17 protein-coding genes are annotated in these 22,657 nt (G+C 60.6%); 14 read left to right on the top strand and 3 right to left on the bottom strand.

Annotation, left to right across the window (positions count from 1 at the left end; all coding sequences use genetic code 11):
* Positions 1-64: 64 nt before the first annotated feature.
* Together ACZ9BB_RS10260 and ACZ9BB_RS10255 are read left to right on the top strand one after the other, a co-directional pair.
* Positions 65-1,441, top strand: coding sequence for a pyridoxal-phosphate dependent enzyme (locus tag ACZ9BB_RS10260; protein ID WP_476213668.1), 1,377 nt, complete (start codon positions 65-67; stop codon positions 1,439-1,441).
* Positions 1,438-2,619 carry a cystathionine gamma-synthase gene (locus ACZ9BB_RS10255; protein WP_476213667.1) on the top strand — a complete coding sequence of 394 codons (1,182 nt, stop codon included), beginning with the start codon at positions 1,438-1,440 and terminating at the stop codon, positions 2,617-2,619. The genes ACZ9BB_RS10260 and ACZ9BB_RS10255 overlap by 4 nt, the downstream gene beginning before the upstream one ends.
* A gap of 76 nt (positions 2,620-2,695) precedes the next feature.
* On the opposite strand, the gene ACZ9BB_RS10250 is transcribed toward ACZ9BB_RS10255, so the two are convergent.
* On the bottom strand, positions 2,696-2,971 hold the full coding sequence (locus tag ACZ9BB_RS10250; RefSeq protein WP_476213666.1) for a DUF1652 domain-containing protein: 276 nt from the start codon (positions 2,969-2,971) through the stop codon (positions 2,696-2,698).
* Positions 2,972-3,247: 276 nt separating this feature from the next.
* Here ACZ9BB_RS10250 and ACZ9BB_RS10245 point away from each other — a divergent pair, with 276 nt between their 5' ends.
* The 4 genes from ACZ9BB_RS10245 to ACZ9BB_RS10230 are packed head-to-tail and all read left to right on the top strand — an operon-like array spanning position 3,248 to position 7,023.
* Positions 3,248-4,063 (top strand): AraC family transcriptional regulator, encoded by an 816-nt coding sequence (locus ACZ9BB_RS10245; protein ID WP_476213665.1) that lies wholly within the window; start codon positions 3,248-3,250, stop codon positions 4,061-4,063.
* A gap of 51 nt (positions 4,064-4,114) precedes the next feature.
* Positions 4,115-5,521, top strand: a complete 1,407-nt coding sequence (locus ACZ9BB_RS10240) for an NAD(P)/FAD-dependent oxidoreductase (RefSeq protein WP_476213664.1) — start codon at positions 4,115-4,117, stop codon at positions 5,519-5,521.
* Positions 5,522-5,551: 30 nt separating this feature from the next.
* The gene (locus ACZ9BB_RS10235) at positions 5,552-5,893 is read left to right on the top strand and encodes a cupin domain-containing protein (protein WP_476213663.1); all 342 of its coding nucleotides are present in this window, start codon (positions 5,552-5,554) and stop codon (positions 5,891-5,893) included.
* A gap of 44 nt (positions 5,894-5,937) precedes the next feature.
* A complete protein-coding gene (locus ACZ9BB_RS10230) occupies positions 5,938-7,023 on the top strand; it encodes a polyamine ABC transporter substrate-binding protein (RefSeq protein ID WP_476213662.1) in 1,086 nt (361 codons plus the stop codon).
* A gap of 133 nt (positions 7,024-7,156) precedes the next feature.
* Here the strand turns inward: ACZ9BB_RS10230 and ACZ9BB_RS10225 are convergent, their stop codons facing one another.
* The gene (locus ACZ9BB_RS10225; RefSeq protein ID WP_476213661.1) at positions 7,157-8,257 is read right to left on the bottom strand and encodes an alkene reductase; all 1,101 of its coding nucleotides are present in this window, start codon (positions 8,255-8,257) and stop codon (positions 7,157-7,159) included.
* Positions 8,258-8,404: 147 nt separating this feature from the next.
* Here ACZ9BB_RS10225 and ACZ9BB_RS10220 point away from each other — a divergent pair, with 147 nt between their 5' ends.
* The gene (locus ACZ9BB_RS10220; protein WP_476213660.1) at positions 8,405-9,289 is read left to right on the top strand and encodes a LysR family transcriptional regulator; all 885 of its coding nucleotides are present in this window, start codon (positions 8,405-8,407) and stop codon (positions 9,287-9,289) included.
* A 99-nt stretch (positions 9,290-9,388) separates the two neighbouring features.
* Here the strand turns inward: ACZ9BB_RS10220 and ahr are convergent, their stop codons facing one another.
* On the bottom strand, positions 9,389-10,420 hold the full coding sequence (gene ahr, locus ACZ9BB_RS10215) for an NADPH-dependent aldehyde reductase Ahr (RefSeq protein ID WP_476213659.1): 1,032 nt from the start codon (positions 10,418-10,420) through the stop codon (positions 9,389-9,391).
* 561 nt (positions 10,421-10,981) lie between these two features.
* On the opposite strand from ahr, the gene ACZ9BB_RS10210 reads away from it, so the two are divergent.
* From ACZ9BB_RS10210 to ACZ9BB_RS10180, 7 genes are all read left to right on the top strand, one after another.
* A complete protein-coding gene (locus ACZ9BB_RS10210; RefSeq protein WP_476213658.1) occupies positions 10,982-12,439 on the top strand; it encodes a serralysin family metalloprotease in 1,458 nt (485 codons plus the stop codon).
* A 68-nt stretch (positions 12,440-12,507) separates the two neighbouring features.
* Entirely contained in the window at positions 12,508-12,930 is a 423-nt protein-coding gene (locus ACZ9BB_RS10205) for an AprI/Inh family metalloprotease inhibitor (RefSeq protein WP_476213657.1), read from the top strand.
* A 212-nt stretch (positions 12,931-13,142) separates the two neighbouring features.
* Positions 13,143-14,918: a type I secretion system permease/ATPase gene (locus tag ACZ9BB_RS10200; RefSeq protein ID WP_476213656.1), complete on the top strand. Its 1,776-nt coding sequence runs from the start codon at positions 13,143-13,145 to the stop codon at positions 14,916-14,918.
* Entirely contained in the window at positions 14,915-16,264 is a 1,350-nt protein-coding gene (locus ACZ9BB_RS10195; RefSeq protein ID WP_476213655.1) for an HlyD family type I secretion periplasmic adaptor subunit, read from the top strand. Before ACZ9BB_RS10200 ends, ACZ9BB_RS10195 begins: the two co-directional genes overlap by 4 nt.
* A 2-nt stretch (positions 16,265-16,266) precedes the next feature.
* The gene (locus ACZ9BB_RS10190) at positions 16,267-17,631 is read left to right on the top strand and encodes a TolC family outer membrane protein (protein ID WP_476213654.1); all 1,365 of its coding nucleotides are present in this window, start codon (positions 16,267-16,269) and stop codon (positions 17,629-17,631) included.
* A gap of 228 nt (positions 17,632-17,859) precedes the next feature.
* A complete protein-coding gene (eprS, locus tag ACZ9BB_RS10185) occupies positions 17,860-20,841 on the top strand; it encodes an autotransporter serine peptidase EprS (protein ID WP_476218262.1) in 2,982 nt (993 codons plus the stop codon).
* Between the two features lie 23 nt (positions 20,842-20,864).
* Positions 20,865-22,562, top strand: a complete 1,698-nt coding sequence (locus ACZ9BB_RS10180) for a polyurethane esterase (RefSeq protein ID WP_476213653.1) — start codon at positions 20,865-20,867, stop codon at positions 22,560-22,562.
* Positions 22,563-22,657: the final 95 nt, after the last annotated feature.

Here is a 22,657-nt window from a genome sequence, read left to right as displayed (position 1 = left end):
GCGCGCAATGATTCGCCGCAGGTCGCTGTCCATCCAGTGAGGATACATGCAGCGAGGTGACGACATGCCGAACGACTCCCGTCCCGCCGTGCTCGAACTGATCGGCAATACGCCGCTGGTGCGCGTCAGCCGCTTCGATACCGGCCCCTGTACGCTGTTCCTCAAGCTCGAATCACAAAACCCCGGCGGTTCGATCAAGGATCGCATCGGCCTGGCGATGATTGACGCCGCCGAGCGCGATGGCCGCCTGCGACCTGGAGGCACCATCGTCGAGGCCACTGCCGGCAACACGGGCCTGGGGTTGGCACTGGTCGGCCGTGCCAAGGGTTACCGGGTGGTACTGGTGGTACCGGACAAGATGTCCACCGAGAAGGTCCTGCACCTGAAGGCGATGGGCGCCGAAGTGCACATCACCCGCTCCGACGTCGGCAAGGGCCATCCCGATTATTACCAAGACGTCGCTGCGCGGCTGACCAAAGACATTCCCGACGCTTTCTTCGCCGATCAATTCAACAACCCGGCCAACCCGCTGGCCCACGAGTGCAGCACCGCTCCGGAGATCTGGGCGCAGACCCAGCATGATCTGGATGCCATCGTCGTCGGTGTCGGTTCGGCCGGCACGCTGACCGGGCTGACCCGTTTCTTCCGCCGCGTGCAGCCGAACCTGGAAATGGTGCTGGCCGACCCGGTCGGCTCGGTGATGGCCGAATACAGCCGCAGCGGCACCCTCGGCACGCCCGGTTCCTGGGCCGTGGAGGGCATCGGCGAAGATTTCATTCCATCGATTGCCGATCTTTCCAGCGTGCGCAAGGCTTACTCGATCAGCGACGAAGAAAGCTTCGATCATGCCCGCCAGCTGCTGCGCGCCGAAGGCATTCTCGGCGGCTCTTCGACTGGCACCTTGCTGGCGGCGGCATTGCGTTACTGTCGCGAGCAAACCGAACCGAAGCGGGTGGTCAGTTTCGTCTGCGACACCGGCACCCGCTACCTGTCGAAGATCTACAACGACCAATGGATGAACGATCAGGGCTTGCTTGCGCGTAAACGCTACGGCGATTTGCGTGACCTGATCGCGCGGCGTTTCGAGGATGGCCGGGTGGTCAGCGTGGGCCCGGACGACACGTTGCTCACAGCCTTCCAGCGCATGCGCCTGGCCGATGTGTCGCAGTTGCCGGTGCTGGTGGACGGGCAGCGGCTGGTCGGGGTGATCGACGAGTCCGACATTCTGCTTGGCGTGCACGAAGACGCTACGCACTTCCGTATGACCGTGACCAGCGCGATGACTGACAAGCTCGAAACCCTGCCTCCCGACGCCAGTCTGGCGGAGCTGGAGGCGGTACTCGACCGTGGGCTGGTGGCGATCATCGCCGACACCTCGGGCTTTCACGGCTTGATTACTCGCGTGGACATGCTCAATCACTTGCGGAGATCCCTCGCATGAGTCAGCACGATGAAACCACTGCGCCACGCGGCTTCGCCACCCGTGTGATCCATGCCGGACAAACGCCGGACCCAACCACCGGGGCGCTGATGCCGCCGATTTACGCCAACTCCACCTATGCGCAGCAGAGCCCCGGGGTGCACAAGGGCTTCGACTACGGGCGTTCGCACAACCCGACGCGCTTTGCGCTGGAGCGTTGCGTGGCGGACCTTGAAGGCGGCACTCAGGCTTTCGCCTTTGCCTCCGGGTTGGCGGCGATTGCCACGGTGCTCGAACTGCTCGACGCTGGCGCGCACATCGCCTCTGGCAATGATTTGTACGGCGGGACTTTCCGACTGTTTGAACGGGTGCGCCGACGCAGCGCCGGGCATCGCTTCAGCTTCGTCGATATGGCTGATCTGGCGACCTTCGAAGCCGCGCTGCAGGACGATACACGGATGGTTTGGGTCGAGACGCCGAGCAATCCTTTGTTAAGCCTGACTGACCTCGCCGCCGTCGCGCGGATCTGTCGCGAGCGAGGGATCATCTGCGTGGCCGACAACACCTTCGCCAGCCCGTGGATACAGCGCCCGCTGGAGTTGGGCTTCGATATCGTGCTGCACTCGACCACCAAGTACCTGAACGGTCACTCCGACGTGATCGGCGGCATCGCGGTGGTCGGGCAGAACGCGGAACTGGCCGAGCGCCTGGGCTTTTTGCAGAACGCAGTGGGGGCGATCGCCGGGCCGTTCGACGCGTTCCTCACTCTGCGAGGGGTGAAGACCCTGGCGCTGCGCATGGAACGCCACTGCAGTAATGCGCTGGAGCTGGCGCAATGGCTGGAACGTCAGCCGCAGGTAGCGCGCGTTTACTATCCAGGCCTGCCATCGCACCCGCAGCATGAACTGGCGCGGCGGCAAATGCGCGGCTTCGGCGGGATGATTTCCGTCGAGCTGAAAAGCGACCTGGCAGGCGCCAGGCGTTTCCTCGAGAGTGTGCGGATCTTCGCTTTGGCTGAGAGCCTGGGCGGGGTGGAAAGCCTGATCGAACACCCGGCGATCATGACCCACGCCACCATTCCCGCAGAAACCCGCGCGCAGCTCGGCATCAGCGATGCGCTGGTGCGTTTGTCTGTTGGGGTTGAGGATGTCGAAGACCTGCGCGCCGATCTGGCCCAAGCCTTGTTGCTGATCAGTTAGGCTGCGGCGACGCATTCCTTGTAGCTACAAAAAGCCCGCTAATTCTATGAGCGGGCTTTTTGTCGGGTGCCGACCGTCAGGCATAAGTCCTGAGAGTCTGTGGAGGAATGAACGTTTCCAGTTCGTCCTCCACGGCTTCGATAATGCGTTCTACATCGGCGGCGTTCATGACCGTTGCGCAAGGAATGCCGGCAATGGCGATCATGGTCTCGCCACTGGCGCGGTCGAACAGCCGGGCAACCATGCTGCCCGGTGCATCCATGGTCGCTTCGAAACCCATGGGATGAAAATGCCAGCGCATCAGCTGGCAGGCATTGGGAAAAGTGACTTTGCTGAAGGACCCTTGATTCATGTGTTGCCCGCCTTCTTCATCGAGCGCTTCCTTTAGCTCATGTTAGGAGGGAAGAACCTTCAATGGTTCAACCGGTGAGTGTCTTTAAAAGTAGCACTCGGATGTGAAAATCATGTGGAATTTTTCAGTCCGTTTAGCGATTGGTTCAGTTTTTTTTGATGCAGATCACGAGAGGCTGATTTTTCAGCGAAAGGCCGGCATCGCCAAGGCATTCCATTGGTCATTGAAGCTCGGACAGAACTTGGGCAAGCTCGTTTTTTTCACGTCGAGTCCCTTATGCACGCCGATGATGATGGTCCATTGCAAACCCAGGTCACGGGCGAGGCGGTCATGCGTTATCACCTGTGCTGGAAACACCGGGATCTGGACGGGGTCATGGCGCTTTATCATCCGGACATCCAGTACAGCGATTTTTTCCAGAACCGCGTGATGGGGCTGGATGAGTTGCGCGAGTACGTGCGCGACAGCATGCCCCGCGATCCGGATGAGGCCCTGGAGCACTCGGACCGTATCCGACTGGATGGCAACACGGCGTTCATTCAATACCGCATCACCCTTCGCGGCGGTGAAGGGCTGGCGTCGTTTCGGGCCAGCGAGGCGATTACCGTGCGTGACGGGCTGATCTGGCGGGTCAATGAATATGCCACGCTCGTACACGAACCGGCGCACGGCAAAGCCGCCCGCAACCTGCGCCCGGCGGTCAGCCGGCTCGGGCTGTCACCGCGACAGTTGAGTTTCATGGCCGAGGATTTGCAGCAGTATTTTCAGCGCCAACAACCCTATCTGGATCCCGAGCTCGACCTGCAACGGGTGGCGAAGGAGTGCGGGTATAGCCGCAATCAGATTTCCTACCTGCTGAACCAGGTACTCGGCCAAAGCTTCTACCGTTACGTCAACCAGGCGCGGCTGCAGCACTTGCTTGCGGCACTCGACACCGCCACACCGCCACTGCGCATCGACGAATTGGCCTTCGCTGCCGGCTTCAATTCGCTGTCGGCGTTCTACAGTTGTTTTCGCCGGCACACTGGCCTGTCGCCCAAGGCCTACAGCAAACAGATTTCTTTGCGTGCACGCGCGCAAGACAGTCTCTGAGACTACGCACTAGGATCGACGCCATCGAAGTGTTCAGTGGTGGAGTCTTACATGCCGGCGTGGCGCGAAATCAGTTTATGGATGGATCAACTCGGCGAGCCGTTGCTGGCGCGCCCTGCGCTGGAACAGGATCTGGACGTCGACGTCGCCATCATTGGCGCCGGTTACACCGGGCTCTGGACCGCGTACTACCTCAAGCGCCTGGCTCCCGAACTCGACATTGCCATTGTCGAAGCCCAAACCGCCGGTTTTGGTGCTTCGGGCCGCAACGGCGGTTGGCTGATGGGCAACCTGCTAGGCGAAGATCGCTGGCTCGCCGATTCACCGGCCGAACAACGTCGCGCCTCTTTCGATCTGCTGCACGGCATCCCTGATGATGTCAGGATCGTCATCGAACGCGAGGATATCGACTGCGATTATCGTAAAGGCGGGGTGCTTTACTGCGCGGCACGTTATCCGGAGCAGGAAGCCAGCCTGCGGCATTACCTGGACGCGCTTTACCGCCAAGGGCTGACCGAAAGCGACTACTGCTGGCTCAGCCCCGAGCAATTGGCGCAACAAATCAGAATCGCCAAGCCCTATGGCGGTATCTATGCACCGCACGTCGCGACCCTTCATCCGGCAAAGTTGGTGCGAGGTCTGGCACGGACAGTCGAGCGCATGGGGGTCAACATCTATGAGAACAGCCCGGTTACCCAGTGGCAGTCAGGCGGTTTGCGTACGGCCAGAGCTCAGGTTCTCAGCCGCTGGATCGTGCCGGCGGTAGAAGGTTACGCGGCCACGTTGCCACCGCTGGGTCGTTACCAATTGCCCGTGCAGAGTTTACTGGTGGCGACCGAGCCGTTGTCCGTCGCGGTCTGGGACGACATCGGCCTGAGCCGCGGTCAAGCCTTCAGTGAAAGCAGCCGCCAGGTCACCTACGGCCAGCGCACGGCCGACAACCGTTTGGTGTTCGGCGCCCGTGGTGGCTATCAATTTGGTGGCAAGTTGCGCCATGACTTCGACCTGACCGCAAGCGAGGTGGCGTTGCGGCGCTACCTGTTCGGCGAACTCTTCCCGCAGCTCAAAAATGTGCGAATTACCCACGCGTGGGGCGGCAACCTGGGTATGTCGCGGCGCTTCAAGGCGCACATGCTCTGCGATCAGGGCAGCGGCATCGCCTTGGCTGGTGGTTACGGCGGGGAGGGCGTCGGTGCCAGCAACCTCGCCGGGCGCACGCTGGCCGACCTGATTCTTCAGCGTGATACCGAATTGGTCCGCCAGCCGTGGGTCATTCCTCAGGGCGGACTCGATGCGCTCAAGGCCTGGGAACCGGAGCCCTGTCGCTGGTTGGGTTACAACGCGATCATCCGCAGCTTCGTCCACGAAGACCAGACCCTGGCCAACCCGGCCACCGCGCCCTGGCGTCGCAAACTGGCCAGCGGCGTTGCGGGGTTCATGGAAGGGTTCATGCACTGAACGGCGTTTTCTCAATCGACAGGTACTCCCATGCCAATCACTCACTTCAAGAACACCGCAACCCTGAAGCTGGAAGAGTCGACTCCCGTCGCCGTGCCATTGGGCGCGCCCGTGGCGGTGGCCTCGACCACCAGCGTCGAACGCGACGACGGCGTCGAAACCGGCGTCTGGGAATGCACCCCCGGCCGCTGGCGCCGGCAGATCGTTGCCCAGGAATTCTGTCACTTCATTCAGGGCCGCTGCACCTTCACCCCGGACAACGGTGAAACCCTCTACATAGAAGCCGGCGATGCACTGATGTTGCCAGCCAACAGCCTCGGCATCTGGGACATCCAGGAAACCGTGCGCAAGACCTACGTTTTGATTTTTTGATCCTCTGATTGCCTGCCAACAACAACTCATACAGGAATCGACCCATGATCCGAAAGACACTGACGCTTGCTCCACTTGCGCTCGTCGCGACCCTCAGCCAGGCCGCCGAGACCGTCAAAATCTACAACTGGTCGGACTACATCGCCCCGGACACCACCAAGAACTTCCAGAAAGAAACCGGCATCGCCTTCAGTTACGACGTCTTCGACAGCAACGAAACCCTTGATGGCAAGTTGATGACCGGCACATCCGGGTATGACGTGGTGTTCCCGTCCAACCACTTCATGGCCCGACAGATTGAGGGCGGAGCCCTGAAAAAACTCGACAAGAGTCAGCTGCCGAACTGGAAAAACCTCAATCCGGTGCTGCTCAAGACGTTGCAGGCCAACGACCCGGGCAACGAGCATGGCTTCCCGTATTTGTGGGGCAGCACCGGCATCGGCTACAACGTTGCCAAGGTCAAGGCCGTGTTGGGTGACAACGCGCCGGTGGATTCCTGGGACCTGATTTTCAAACCCGAGAACATGGCAAAGCTGCAAAAGTGCGGCGTGGCGATCCTCGACAACGGTCCCGAACTGTTGCCGGCGGCGTTGAATTACCTCGGGCTGCCACATCACAGCAAGAACCCCGAGAACTATAAAAAGGCAGAAGCGCTGCTGATGAAAGTCCGGCCCTATGTCAGCTATTTCCACTCATCCAAATACACCAGCGACCTGGCCAACGGCGACATCTGCGTGGCCGTCGGTTTCTCTGGCGACATTATCCAGGCAGAAAACCGCGCCAAGGAAGCCAAGAATGGTGTCGACATCGGCTATTCCATCCCCAAGGAAGGCGCCGCCATCTGGTTCGACATGGTCGCCATGCCCGCCGACGCCCCGGACGAGAAAGCCGGTTATGCGTTCATGAACTACCTGCTGCGTCCCGACGTCATGGCTGGCATCAGCAACTACGTGCACTATGCCAACGGCAACGAACAAGCCGACAACCTGATCGACCCGGCTATCAAGAGCGACACCAAGGTGTACCCGAGCCCGGAAATGATGGGGAAATTGTTTGCGCTGGAGGCGATGCCGTTGAACATCGACCGGGTGCGGACGCGGGTGTGGAACAAGATCAGGACCGGTAGCTGAGCGGTCATTTTTTGTAGCCAGTGGCGCCGGTCGGGTTGACTGCAATGAGGCTTGGCACCTCTTTGCAAACGAAACAGGTGTCCACGGGCAACTGGGGGCACCTATGGCTCCCAGTTGCCAGCAGTGCAGATTTTCAGGCAGCTTCGGTATGGAAAGGATAGTCCGTGTAACCCACCTCGGTGCCACCGAAGAATGACTCGCGGTCGTACGGGTTCAGCGGCCAGCCATTGCGCAGGCGCTCTGGCAAGTCAGGGTTGGCGATGAAGTGGCGGCCAAAAGCGACCAGGTCGGCATCGCCAGCCTCAAGGATCGCCTTGGCCGATTCACCAGAGAAGCCGCCCGCCGCGATAAGGGTGCCCTTGTAGTGCTGGCGGATGAGTTGGGACGCCACCGGATTCTGGTCCCGGCGCTCGTCCTCGCCGACACCCAGGATGCGCGGCTCGATCAGATGCAGATAGGCGAGGTCCAGCTTGTCCAGCTCGCGCGCGACATGGGTGAACAGGCCAACGGGGTCGCTGTCGGACATATCGCCGAAATTGCCGCTCGGCCCCAGACGCACCGCCACCCGATTGCTGCCCCAGACGGAGATCACCGCTTCTACTGCTTCCAGCAGGAACCGGCTGCGGTTCTCGAACGAGCCACCGTAGATATCCGTACGTTTGTTGCTACCGTCCTGGAGGAATTGATCGAACAGGTAGCCGTTGGCCGAGTGCAGCTCCACGCCGTCGAATCCGGCTGTGATGCCGCGTGCGGCCGCGGCGCGGAAGCTGTCTACCAGCCCGTGGATTTCAGCGATGGTCAGTTCGCGCGCCGGGGAGCCGGGGGTCCAGCCGGACTCGGTGTAGGCCAGGCCGCCGTGGTCCACGACGGAAGGGGCCACCGGCTGGGCGCCGTCCGGCTGTAGCAGGCTATTGGACTGGCGCCCTGCATGGTAGAGCTGCAGGAAGATTTTGCCGCCCTTGACATGAACGGCGTCGGTCACGAGCTTCCAGCCGGCGATCTGGCTGTCGTCATACAGGCCGGGAGCACCGAGGTATCCGTTGCCATTGGGTGCGGCGATAGTGGCTTCGCCGATCAGCAGGCCACCGGCGGTGGTACGCTGGGCGTAGTATTCGGCCATCAGTTGGCCAGGAATAGCGCCTGGTTCGGCACGCATGCGGGTAAGCGGCGCCAGAACGACGCGATGGGCAATCTGGTATGGGCCTATTTGGACGCTCGTATGCAGTTTGGACATGACATCGATACCTATCAGTGGCGGGATGGGCGCAATGTAGGCGTAAAATGCATGAAGAAAAATGTCCCGCGATGCCGAACATTTCGGATGGTTTTTCCGTAATCCCGCCTTGTTGATGAGGTTCTACCGGGGAAAGCAGGAAAAGTGATGGAAAGTCTGAGTGGCATCTCAATGTTTGTGCAAGTTGCCGAAACGCGCAGCTTCACCGAGTCCGCCCGGCAATTGGGGGTGTCGTCTTCGACCGTGGGCAAAGCCATCGCCCGGATGGAGGAGCGCTTGCATGTACGGCTGTTTCATCGCAGTACACGCAGTATCACGTTGACGGCCGAGGGGACTCTGTTCCTTGAGCGATGCCGCCGCATCCTCAGCGAGGTCACCGCTGCCGAGTCCGAGCTGTCAGGCCTGGCTGGCAGTCCACGTGGGCGGCTTCGTGTGGGCACACCTCTACTGGGCGACCTGATGATGCCGGCCTTTGACGGGTTCATGGAGCGGTATCCGGAAGTCGAACTGGATATCGATTTTTGCGACCGCATGGTCGATGTGATCGAGGAAGGGTTCGACGCGGTGATTCGGACCGGCGAGCAAACCGATTCGCGCTTGGCCGCGCGCCGCTTGGGCTCCTGCGCACATGTGCTGGTGGCGTCGCCAACCTATCTCAAGCGGCATGGTGTACCCACTTCTGCGCGTGAACTGGAGAGCCATTCATGCCTGCAACACAAATTCCCCGCAACGGGAAAGCTGGAGCGTTGGCCGCTGCGGCTCGGAACATCCGAGGCTGAATTGGTGCTGCCCGCCACGATGACGTCGAACACGATCGAGCCTCTTGCCTATGCCGCAATCCAGGGCAGGGGTATTGCCTTTCTGCCTACCTTCCTGGTGCGTGAAGCGCTGGAACGCGGCCAACTGGTCACAGTGCTGGATGATTACGTGGACCGCCAGGTCGTCTTCTGGATGCTGTGGCCAGCCAGCCGCTATGCCTCGCCCAAGCTACGCGTTTTCATTGACTACATGAGTGCGCACTTGCGTATTTGATGCCTCACGCCTCCGGCCTAAGGCGCATGCCTTCACGGTGGGAGACCTCGAGTAGCGGCGGCAGAAGGCGCGTGCGGTGTTACCCGACGCGCAAGTCTGTCATTTGCTGGCGTCCAGCACGACGCGGTAGCGCGCCTTGCCACTGCGTAGGTGATCGATGGCTTCGTTGACCCGGCTCATGGGAAAGTGCTCGACCTGCGGCAGGATCTGATGACGTGCGCAGAATTCCAGCATGGTCGCTGTGGTACTGGGCGAGCCGACCGGCGAGGCGGACATGCTCTTTTGTTGGGGAAGCAGGTCGAACACGTGCACTGGAATAGCGCCAGGCACGACGCCAACAAAGTGCAGGCGGCCCTTGCCGCGTAGCGTTCCGAGCATGGCCGGCCAATCGAGGTCGGCGTTGGCGGTGACCAAGAGAAAGTCCAAGGTGCCGGCAATGGATTTCAGCGCGTTACTGTCGGTCGAGGCGAGGACGTTGTGTGCGCCCAGGCGCCTGGCTTCGTCCTGCTTGCTCAACGACGAGGTAAAGGCCGTGACTTCGCAACCCCAAGCGTTGAGGAAGCGTAGTGCCAGATGACCGAGTCCGCCGATACCCACCACACCGACCCGGTCAGTAGGCTTGACGTCGAATTCCACGAGCGGGTTGAACACCGTCGAGCCGGCGCAGAACAGTGGTCCGGCCATGGCCGGGTCGAGTCCGTCCGGTATCGCAAGTGCCCAGGCCCAATGAGAACGCAGACGGTCGGCAAAGCCCCCGTTGCTGCCGATGATGGTGGGTTGGGCAGTGCTGCATAGCTGGTGGGATCCTTCGATACACGAGGAACAATGCATGCAACTGCCCTTGTACCAACCAATGCCCACCCGTTGTCCCACTTCGAGACCGCGTACCTGTGCGCCCACTCGCACGATACTGCCGACCACCTCGTGGCCGGGGATAAAGGGATAGTGGCTCAGGCCCCATTCGTTATCGATCATCGACTGGTCGGAGTGGCAGACGCCGCAATACTCCACTGCGACCTCCACCTCATCTTTCCCCAATGGACCTGGGTCGTAGCGATAGCGTTCCAGTGGCGCGCCGGGCGCCGTTGCGGCCCAACCGGTGAAAGTAGTGAGTTCGGTGCTGTCGCTCATGGGATACCTCCAGATCAGGAGACAGGCTTTGGCAGCTCGCAGGCTGACGGAGCCGGGGAAGGGAGCGTGTCGATTGCAGGTGTCTGTGTTGTTGCCGGGCACGGCGGCCAAGGCGTAGTCAGTCTAGCAGGTCGAAATTGCGAGGATGATCTGAGGGCGGTGTCAGGATTAACTGGCAGTCGGAACTCTGTCCTCGGCCAATACCGCAACTCACTGAATGTTTAATTTGTTTGATGGCAATACAATGGCGTTCACACTAAGAAGTCCAAAAAAACGAGAACTCATCAGCAAAAAACAACTTACCCATATTTAATATTTAAATAACAAATTGTCGGACAATCCGGCTGAAGCCTTGAACTTCAAACAATATTTCGACACCGCACACACTGTTTATGGGAGTTCGCCGAAGCAACTCAATTTGTCATCAAAAAAAATGTAGACGTTTGATTTCGAATTGTGTCAGTTTTCTTTCGCCTTCATTGGGCGAGTGATTGGACGATCTCGCCAGAGATTGTCCTGTCGGACAAAAACTGTTCCATTGCTAAACAAGGAAGTGTGTTTATGTCGAAAGTAAAAGACAACGCTATTGATCTTGCCGAACAGGCCTTTGCGCCATTGCAAGCGCTGGCTGCACCCAGTTCTGCTTACAACCAGATCGATAGCTTCAGCCATCAGTATGACCGGGGCGGCAATCTCACGGTCAATGGCAAACCCTCCTACTCCGTCGACCAGGCAGCGACCCAACTGCTGCGTGACGGCGCTGCCTACCAGGACAAGGACGGCAGCGGCAAAATCGAACTCACCTACACGTTCCTGACCTCGGCCTCGTCGAGCACCATGAACAAGCACGGCATTACAGGGTTCAGCCAGTTCAATACGCAACAGAAAGCCCAGGCCGTGCTCGCCATGCAATCCTGGGCCGATGTGGCCAATGTCACCTTCACCGAGAAATCCTCTGGCGGTGACGGTCACATGACGTTCGGCAACTACAGCGGCGGTCAGGACGGCGCGGCGGCATTCGCCTATCTGCCTGGCACGGGTGCGGGTTATGACGGTACTTCGTGGTACCTGACCAACAGCAGCTACACGCCGAACAAGACGCCGGACCTGAACAACTATGGTCGCCAGACCCTGACCCACGAAATCGGTCACACTCTGGGCCTGGCTCACCCTGGCGATTACAACGCCGGTGAAGGCGCACCGACCTACAATGACGCGACTTACGGGCAAGACACCCGCGGTTACAGCGTCATGAGCTACTGGAGTGAAAGCAACACCGATCAGAACTTCAGCAAGGGCGGCGTGGAAGCCTATTCGTCCGGCCCGCTGATGGATGATATCGCGGCCATCCAGAAACTCTACGGGGCCAACACCACCACCCGTACCGGTGACACCACCTACGGCTTCAACTCCAACGCCGGTCGCGACTTCCTGAGCGCGTCTTCGTCGTCGGACAAAGTCGTGTTCTCGGTGTGGGATGCGGGCGGCAAGGACACTCTGGACTTCTCCGGCTTTACCCAGAACCAGAAGATCAACCTCAATGAAGCCTCGTTCTCCGACGTTGGCGGCCTGGTGGGCAACGTATCCATTGCCAAGGGCGTCACTGTCGAGAACGCGATTGGCGGTTCGGGTAGCGACCTGCTGATCGGTAACAGCGTGTCCAACGAGCTGAAGGGCGGTGCCGGCAACGACATCCTCTTCGGCGCGGGCGGTGCGGACAAACTGTGGGGCGGCTCGGGTTCGGACACCTTCGTGTTCGCGGCCAGCAGCGACTCCAAGCCGGGGGCGGTCGACCAGATCCTCGATTTTGTCAGTGGCCTGGACAAGATCGACCTGACCGGCATCACCAAGGGTGCGGGCCTGCATTTCGTCAACGCGTTCACCGGTGCGGCAGGCGATGCAGTGTTGACCACTTCGGGCGGTAACAGCCTGTTGTCGGTGGACTTCTCCGGGCACGGCGTGGCTGACTTCCTGGTCAGCACCGTTGGCCAGGCGGCGTTCTCGGACATCGCGGCCTGATTCACGGCATAAAGGAGGGCGGCGCTTGACGCGCCGTTTTCTGCCACGATCCAGAGTAAAAATGCCCTATGACCCAGAACGCTTTTACCTGCAAAACAACCGCGTGGCTGTTGGCGACGCTGATGATGTTTTTTGGAGAGGTAGCCATGGCAAGCAGTCTGAAATTAGCCGACCCGTCGGAGCTCGCCGGTAAATGGCAAGCCATTTTGAATACCGCGCAAGACTCGCCCGAGTCCCAGGCGCTGCAGGACAAACCGTCGAATGTCTGCACGATCGAGCTTAAATCGGACCAGACCCTGGGCGAGGGGGCTGATTGCCTCAGTGCCTGGCTGAACAAATCGGCGATGGGCTGGTTCCCGGAACCGGACGGCATTGCAGTGACCGGTAAAGAAGGCTCAAGAATTGTGTTTTTCAGCCGACAGCGTGAGGGGCTTTATAAAAGCACCTTGAAGTCGGGTCTGATCATTACGCTCAAGCGCGAAGCGCATTAGGCGAAAGTTCCGGGCCGACGCCCGGGTGCTGGATATAAAGCCCGTTATTGCGGTTATAAACAGCCGATTAATAACTGGAGTTCTTTAAGGCTCGAAAAGAGTTGTTATTAAAGTGTAAGCAGTAACCGGCAAAAGAATGTCTCGGTCCGTGCGCAGACAGTTAATTGGAACCTCGTCAAACAAGGCGAGGAATAACACCTCAGGAAAAATCAATGAAGATGGCGAAGAGCCCGGCCACCGCACCGTTATTCAAGGCACTGGGCGACTATAAAAGCATTCTGATCAGCGTCGGATGTTTTACCGCGCTGATCAATGTGCTGATGTTGGTTCCGTCGATATACATGCTTCAGGTCTATGACCGGGTGCTGTCTTCGCAAAACGAAACCACACTGGCAATGCTGTCATTGATGGTGGTCGGGTTCTTCGCCTTCATCGGGCTGCTGGAGATCGTGCGCAGTTTCATCGTCATCCGCATCGGCAGCCAACTGGAGCGCCGTTTCAACCTGCGGGTGTATCAGGCCGCTTTCGAGCGCAACCTGTTCAAAGGCGAAGGCAACGCCGGGCAATCCCTGGGCGACCTGACCCATATTCGCCAATTCGTCACCGGCCCGGCGCTGTTCGCCTTCTTCGATGCGCCGTGGTTTCCGGTCTACCTGTTCGTGATCTTTCTGTTCAACGTCTGGCTCGGCGTATTGGCCACCGCGGGCGCAGTGCTGCTGATCGGGCTGGCCTGTCTCAACGAGGCGATGACCAAAAAGCCTTTGGGTGAAGCCGCAGGGTTTTCCCAGAGGTCCAGCCAACTGGCCACCAGTCACCTGCATAACGCCGAAACCATTCAGGCCATGGGCATGCTCGCTGCCTTGCGCAAACGCTGGTTTGAGGTGCACTCGCGTTTTCTCGGCTTGCAGAATCAGGCCAGCGACACCGGCGCGGTCATCAGCTCCCTGAGCAAAACCCTGCGCCTGTGCCTGCAATCCCTGGTTTTGGGCTTGGGCGCCTTGCTGGTGATCAAGGGGGACATGACCGCCGGGATGATGATCGCCGGCTCCATCCTGATGGGCCGGGTGCTAAGCCCCATCGATCAGTTGATCGCCGTGTGGAAACAGTGGAGCGGCGCCAAACTCGCTTACCGCCGTCTCGACGCCTTGCTGCAAGCCTTCCCTGCGAGTGACGAGGCCATGGCGCTGCCGGCGCCGAAAGGTCAGATCACGTTCGAGCAAGTCAGCGCCGGCCCGCCGGGGCAACGGGCAGCGACCTTGCACATGGTCAATTTCAACCTGGGCGCCGGGGAAGTGCTGGGCGTGCTCGGGGCTTCCGGCTCGGGTAAATCGACCCTGGCCCGGGTGCTGGTCGGTGTCTGGCCGACGCTGGGCGGCACAGTGCGCCTCGATGGCGCGGACATTCATCGCTGGAACCGCGACGACCTCGGCCCTTACATCGGTTATCTGCCCCAGGACATCGAACTGTTCAGCGGCAGCATCGCCGAGAACATCGCCCGATTCCGTGCGGCGGATCCGCAAAAAATCGTCGAAGCCGCGCAACAGGCCGGCGTTCATGAACTGATCCTGCGAATGCCGCAAGGCTACGACACCGTGCTTGGCGAAGATGGCAGCGGTTTGTCCGGCGGGCAGAAGCAACGCGTGGCCCTGGCTCGCGCGCTGTATGGCAACCCAAGCCTGGTGGTGCTGGATGAGCCGAACTCCAACCTCGACACCGTCGGCGAAGCGGCACTGGCCGGCGCCATCGCGCACATGAAGGCCCAGGGCACCAGTGTGATTCTGGTCACCCATCGCTCTTCGGCCCTGGCCCAGGCTGACAAATTGCTGGTGCTCAACGAAGGTCGCTTGCAGGCCTTCGGCCCAAGCCAGGAGGTGCTCAAGGCGCTGTCCGGCGCTCAGGAACAACAACGCGAAAAAACCGCGCACGCACCCGGCGGGCTCAGCATGAGCCGGCAGTATCAGCCCACGACAAGGAATTCGGGTGTATGAGCAGCTCACGCATGAACAACGACAGCGAAGCGACGATGGAGCACGATTACATCGCCGAACGCCCTGAACGCGACGCGCGTTTCTTCGCCCGCATGGGCTGGATTTTGGCGGTCGTCGGCGCCGGCAGTTTCTTCACCTGGGCGAGCCTCGCGCCGCTCGATCAAGGCATTCCGGTGCAAGGGACCGTGGTGGTCTCGGGCAAGCGCAAGGCCGTGCAATCGATGAGCAGCGGCGTGATCAGCCAGATCCTGGTGCGCGAAGGCCAAGTGGTGAAGCAGGGCCAGCCATTGTTCCGACTCGACCAGACCCAGGTCGCGGCCGACGTACAATCGCTGCAAGCGCAATACCGCATGGCGTGGGCCAGCCTGGCGCGTTGGCAGAGCGAACGGGACAACCTCAAGCAGGTGAATTTCCCCGCCGAGCTGAGCAACGACCCGGACCCACGCCTGGCCTTGGTGCTTGAAGGCCAACGGCAGTTGTTCAGCAGCCGTCGCGAAGCGTTTTCCCGCGAGCAAGCGGCCCTGCGCGCGAACATCGAAGGCGCCAGCGCGCAATTGGCCGGCATGCGCCGCGCGCGCACCGACCTGACGGCCCAGGCCAGTTCCCTGCAACAACAATTGAGTAACCTTCAACCCTTGGCGGACAACGGCTACATCCCGCGTAACCGCTTGATGGATTACCAGCGTCAGCTGTCGCAAGTGCAGCAACAACTGGCAGAGAACACCGGCGAAAGCGGCCGGGTGGAGCAGGGCATCCTCGAATCCCGGCTGAAGTTGCAACAGCACAGCGAGGAATACCAAAAGGAAGTCCGCAGCCAGTTGGCCGACGCGCAGCTCAAAAGCGTAACCCTGGAAGAGCAACTGACTTCCGCCGGCTTCGACCTGCAACACAGCGAAATCATCGCCACCGCCGACGGCATCGCCGTCAACCTTGGGGTTCACACCGAAGGCGCGGTGGTACGCCAGGGCGAGAGCCTGCTGGAGATCGTCCCGCAATGCACCAGCCTGGAAGTGGAAGGGCACTTGCCGATCAACCTGATCGACAAGGTCGGTACGCACTTGCCGGTGGACATTCTGTTCACCGCGTTCAACCAGAGCCGTACACCGCGCGTGCCGGGTGAAGTCAGCCTGATTTCCGCCGACCAGATGGTCGATGAGAAAACCGGTGTGCCGTATTACGTGCTGCGCAGCAGCGTCAGCGATCAGGCCATGGAAAAACTCAACGGTCTGGTGATCAAGCCCGGCATGCCGGCGGAAATGTTTGTGCGCACCGGTGAACGTTCACTCCTCAACTATCTGTTCAAACCGCTGCTCGACCGGGCAGGCTCCGCGTTGACCGAGGAATAAGGATGTTCGGTTGTATGAATAAGCTTTCCCTGCTCGCCGCGACCCTGGCGTTGCTGACGTGCAACAGTGTGATGGCCATGGGGCCGTTCGACATTTATGAGCAAGCATTGCGCAATGATCCGGTATTCCTCGGCGCCATCAAGGAACGCGATGCGGGCCTTGAAAACCGCGCCATCGGCCGCGCCGGGCTGTTGCCGAGGCTGGGCTACAACTACAACAAGGGGCGTAACACCTCCAAGGTCACTCAAATTAATGAGGGGAGACCAGACTTCACCGAGGACCGCAACTACAGCAGTTACGGCTCGACCTTGACCCTGCAACAGCCACTGCTCGATTACGAGGCTTATGCGGCGTATCGCAAAGGCGTGGCGCAATCGCTGTTCGCCGATGAAAATTTCCGTGGCAAGAGCCAGGAGCTGCTGGTTCGCGTGCTGGAGAATTACACCAAGGCGCTGTTCGCCCAGGATCAGATCGACATCGCGCGCGCGAAGAAAAAAGCCTTCGAAGAGCAGTTTCAGCAGAACGAACAGATGTTCCGCCAAGGCGAAGGCACGCGCACCGATATCCTCGAAGCCGAGTCACGTTACGAGCTGGCGACCGCCGAGGAAATCGAGGCGCGTGACGAACAGGATGCAGCCCTGCGCGAATTGGGCGCACTGATTGGTGTAGCAGCCATCGACATTGGCGACCTGACGCCGCTGGATCAGAACTTCCAGACCTTCACCCTGCAACCGGCCAACTACGACACCTGGCACGAAATGGCAGTGGCCAACAACCCGAATCTGGCCTCCCAGCGTCAGGCGGTGGAAGTGGCGCGCTACGAGGTCGAGCGTAACCGCGCCGGCCACCTGCCAAAAGTCAGCGCCTACGCCTCGGTGCGCCAGAACGAATCGGAAAGTGGCAACACCTACAACCAGCGCTACGACACCAACACCATTGGCATCGAAGTCAACGTGCCGTTGTATGCCGGTGGCGGCGTCTCGGCCTCGACCCGGCAGGCCAGCCGCACCATGGAGCAGGCCGAATACGAACTGGACGGCAAGACCCGGGAAACCTTGATCCAGCTGCGCCGCCAGTTCAGCGCCTGCCTGTCGGGGGTCAATAAGTTGCGTGCTTATCAGAAAGCGCTGACGTCGGCTGAAGCGTTGGTGGTCTCGACCAAACAAAGCATTTTGGGCGGCGAACGGGTCAACCTCGATGCGCTGAATGCCGAACAACAACTGTTTACCACCCGGCGGGATCTGGCGCAGGCACGCTACGACTATCTGATGGCCTGGACCAAGTTGCACTACTACGCCGGCACCTTGAACGAACAGGATCTGGCGAAGGTGGATGAGGCCTTCGGCCAGGGCCCGAAAGCTCAGTAGCGAAAACAGTGTGGCGAGGGAGCTTGCTCCCGCTGGACTGCGAAGCAGGCCCAATGGCGGTTGCTGCGCAACCGAACGGGAGCAAGCTCCCTCGCCACAGAAACACAGAAACACAGAAACACAGAAACACAGAAACACAGAAACACAGAAACACAGAAACACAGAAACGCCGCCCCAGGACTGGGGACTACAACTCTAAAAACGCCAAGAAAGCGAGATGTCATGCACATGGACGTACAGATCAAGCCGATGTCGGTCGGCACGCTATTGCTCGTGATTTCATCAGCGCCCGGCCTGGCCCAGGCGCTGTACCTGGAAACCGGCACCCTTGGTGACCCCGCCAGTTGGCGTTCGGCGGAGTTCCAGCGCGATTGGGGCCTGGCGCGCATGCAGGCCGACCAAGCCTATGCCGCCGGCATCACCGGCAAAGGCGTGAAAATCGGCGCACTGGATTCCGGTTTCGACTCCAGCCATCCCGAATTTGCCGCCGACCGTTATCACGCGGTGACGGCCAGCGGTAGCTATGTCGACGGCTCGGTGTTCAACGTCGACGGCACGCTCAACACCAACAACGACTCCCACGGCACCCACGTCACCGGCACCATGGGCGCTTCCCGGGATGGCACCGGCATGCACGGCGTGGCGTACAACGCGCAAATCTACGTCGGCAACACCAACAAGAACGACAGTTTCCTGTTCGGCCCCAACCCCGACCCGCGCTATTTCAAAGCGGTCTATGACGCCCTGGCGGATGCGGGTGTACGCGCGATCAACAACAGTTGGGGCAGCCAGCCGAAGGACGTCAGCTACCGGACCCTCGACGACCTGCACGCCGCCTACGCCCAGCACTGGAACCAAGGCACCTGGCTCGATGCCGCCGCCGACGTTTCGCGCCGTGGCGTGATCAACGTGTTCAGCGCCGGCAACAGCGGTTACCCGAATGCCAGCGTGCGTTCGGCCTTGCCGTATTTTCAACCCGACCTGGAAGGTCACTGGCTGGCGGTGTCGGGGCTGGATCAGAGCAACCAGCAGAAATACAACCAGTGCGGGATCGCCAAGTATTGGTGCATTACCACGCCGGGCGCGAAGGTCGACAGCACCATTCCCGGCGGCGGTTACGCGATCAAATCCGGCACTTCCATGGCCGCGCCGCATGCCACCGGGGCACTGGCGCTGGTGATGGAACGCTATCCGTACATGAACAATCAGCAGGCGCTGGAAGTTTTGCTGACCACCGCGACCCAGCTCGACGGTTCGATCACCGAGGCACCGGGCACGCGCATCGGTTGGGGCGTGGCCAACCTTGAACGGGCGATGCGCGGGCCAGGGCAATTGCTCGGAGCGTTCGACGCCAATCTGGCGGCCGGGCAAAGCGATGTCTGGAGCAATGACATCTCGGACAAGGCGCTGATTCAGCGTCAATCCGAAGACGCCGCCGAACGCAGCGCCTGGCAACAGACGTTGCAGGACAAGGGCTGGGAAAACGGTATCGCGGCCGGTGCCAGTCAGCAGGATCAAACCGATTACGCGGTAGGCATGGCTCGCGACTTTGCCGCCGCCAACCGGGTGTACGAAGGCAGCCTGATCAAGTCCGGTGCCGGTCGGTTGATGCTCACGGGCGACAACACTTATCGCGGCCGGACCATAGTCAACGGCGGTTTACTGGCGGTGAACGGTTCACTGACATCGGCGGTGACGGTCAATGCCAGCGGCACCCTCGGCGGTAACGGACGAATCGCCGCCGTGACCGCCAATGCCGGCGGCACCGTGGCGCCCGGTAATTCCATTGGTACGTTGCACGTCAGTGGCGATGTGACGTTTGCGCCGGGGTCGACCTACGCCGTAGAGCTGTCACCCACCAGCAGCGACCAGATCATCGCCGGTGGCAAGGCGATCATTGACGGCGCAACGGTCAGCCTGTCGCTGGAAAACAGCCCGACGCTGCTGACCACCGGCGAAGCGAAAACCCTGCTCGGCACTCAGTACAACATCCTGCAAGCGGCCGGCGGAATCGAAGGGCGCTTCGGTGCGGTGATGCCGGATTACCTGTTCCTCGGCGGCACCCTCGACTATTCGGCGGGCGGCATTCAACTGGCCGTCGTGCGTAACGCGACATCGTTCACCAGCGCCGGTCAGACTCCGAACCAGCGCGCCGTAGCGGCTGCCGCCGAGCAATTGGGCGCGGGCAATCCACTCTATGAAGCGCTGCTGCTGTCGCCGACCGCCGCTGTCGCGCAACAAGCGTTCCAGCAACTCTCCGGTGAGATTCATCCGGCGATCGGCACGCTGCTGATCAACGACAGTCGCTACCTGCGCGATGCAGTCGGCGAGCGTTTGCGCGAGCGTGATCTGTTCGACGCCGGCGCACCGACCGATGACCGCAGCAACGTCTGGCTCAAAGTGCTTGGCGCCTGGGGCAAGAGCGATGGCGGGCATGACAACGCCAGTTCCAACAGCTCCATTGGCGGGCTGCTGGCCGGTGTCGATGGCTTGATCACTGAAGATACGCGACTGGGTTTCGTCACCGGTTATAGCGACAGCTCGTTGAGCATGGGCGATGGCACACATTCGTCGGCCTCGGTCGACAGCTACCACTTGGGTGCGTACCTGGGCCATGAAATCGACGCGCTGCGCCTGAGCGTCGGTGGCGCTTACAGCTGGCATCGCATCGACGTCAAACGCGACCTGCAATTCGGTGACGTCAGCGGCAAGCAGAAATCCAAACGCGATGCGACCTCCGTGCAACTGTTCACCGAAGCGGCGTATCGCCTGGACCTGCAACCGATCGCTCTGGAGCCGTTCGTCAATCTGGCTTACGTGCACTTGAACACTGAAAGCTTCAGCGAAAAAGGTGACGTCGCCGCGCTCAAGGGCGGTGAAAACAACCGCGACATGGTGCTTTCGACCCTTGGCTTGCGGGCGAGCAAAGCCATTGCGTTGTCCGACCAGCAACAGCTGGAACTGTCCGGCACGCTCGGCTGGCAGCACAACCTGAGCAACACCCGTTCCGAAGACCACTTGGCCTTCGTCAACGGCAACACCGCGTTCAGCGTGCAAAGCGTGTCCATGGACCGCGATGCCGCGGTGGTCGGTGCACGTGCCGGATTGGCGCTGGGCCGCGATACCCGTTTGAACCTGGATTACAACGGCTTGCTCGGCTCCCGGGAAAAAGACCACGGCGTGGGCCTGACCCTGGACTGGCAGTTCTGATTTGACGCAAAGGAAGCAACAACATGGGACTGTTTGATTACAAAAATGTCGGCAGTGAGGCCGGCAAGGCGTTGTACTGCGACGCGATCGCGCTGACGCTCTACGCGTACACGCCCACCGGCCAGCCACTGCCGGCGACCGCTTGGGCGCCGATTGGCGCGGCAGCGCTGGGCTATCAGGGCACAGTCGGGGCGCAAGGCACTTTCTATGGCGAGAAGGACGGCTTCACCAGCGCCGAAGCCGAAGTGCTCGGTAAATACGATGGGGCAGGGAAGCTGATCGGCATCGGTATCGCCTTCCGTGGCACCGGTGGCCTGGGCTACAGCGACACCTTCGGCGACATGAAAAACAATCTGCTGGCCGCAGTCGGCCCGGTGGATTACGCGACGAACTACGCGAAAAACGCCTTCGACACTTTGCTCAAAGACGTCGCCGCGTTTGCCATCGCCCACGGCCTGAGTGCCAAGGATGTCTTGGTCAGCGGGCATAGCCTTGGCGGGTTAGGGGTCAACAGCCTGGCGGAGTTGAGCGGAAACAACTGGGGCGGTTTCTTCAAAGACGCCAACTACATCGCCTTCGCCTCGCCGACCCAAAGTGCCACCGGCAACAACGTGCTGAATATCGGCTACGAAAACGACCCGGTGTTCCGAGTACTCGACGGCACCACCTTCAGCAGTGGCTCGCTGGGCAAGCACGACGGTCATCAGGAGTCGGCGACCAACAACATCGTCAACTTCAATGACCAATACGCCTCCACCGCGCAGAACCTGGTGCCCTTCAGCATCCTCAACCCGCTGAACTGGTCGGCCCACAGTTCGTTGGGTTACGCCGACGGCTTGAACCGGGTGATCGATTCGCGCTTCTACGACCTCACCGACAAGGACTCGACGCTGATCGTGTCCAACCTGTCGGAATCGTCCCGAGGCAGCACCTGGGTCGAAGACCTGGGCCGCAGCGGCGAGCCGCACACCGGCAGCACCTTCATCATTGGCACCGACAGCAATGACTGGCTCAAGGGCGGCGCGGGCAACGACTTCATCGAAGGTCGTGACGGTAACGACCGGTTCCGCGATGACGGTGGCTACAACCTGCTGCTGGGTGGCGAGGGCAGCAACACCTTCGAGCTGCAAAAACCGTTGCAGAACTTCAGCTTTGCCAATGACGGCGACGGCACACTGTATGTGCGCGATGCCTACGGTGGTATCAGCATGACCCGCGACATCGGCGCGCTGGTGAGCAAGGAATCGGGCTCGTGGTGGGGCAGTAAGGACGTCACCTACAGCGTCACCGCCAACGGTTTGCTCAACGGCACGGAACTGACCCACTACAACCACTCGCTCAATGGCGACGCTTACGGCAACACGCTGGCGGCGACGCTGGAGGGCGATTGGCTGTTCGGCCACGCTGGCGACGATCTGCTGCGCAGCGACAAAAGCCACGTGACCTTCGTCGGTGGCGCGGGCAATGACGTGATGCAGGCCTCGGGCGGCAACAACACCTTCCTGTTCAGCGGCGCCTTCGGCTTCGACGCGATCAATGGCTACCAGGGCAGCGACAAACTGGTGTTCATGGGCGTCCAGGGCGCGGGGCAGGGCTACGACTACAAGCAGCACGCCTCACAGGCCGGCAACGACACTGTGCTCAAGATTGGCGATTACGCCGTAACGCTGGTTGGCGTGGGTCTGGATAATCTCTCGGCTTCGGGAATTACCTTCGCGTAAAGGCTGCATGCACTAAATGCTCCGGGGCGCCTCGTCAGTGAGGCGTCCTGGTTGTGAGCTATCTCTGACAATTCCAACAAAGAGAGAGGCAATAT

The organism is Pseudomonas sp. TE3552, from assembly GCF_056278945.1.
The sequence above is the reverse complement of the archived record's forward strand: the minus strand, read 5'-3'. Positions and strand labels throughout refer to the sequence as shown.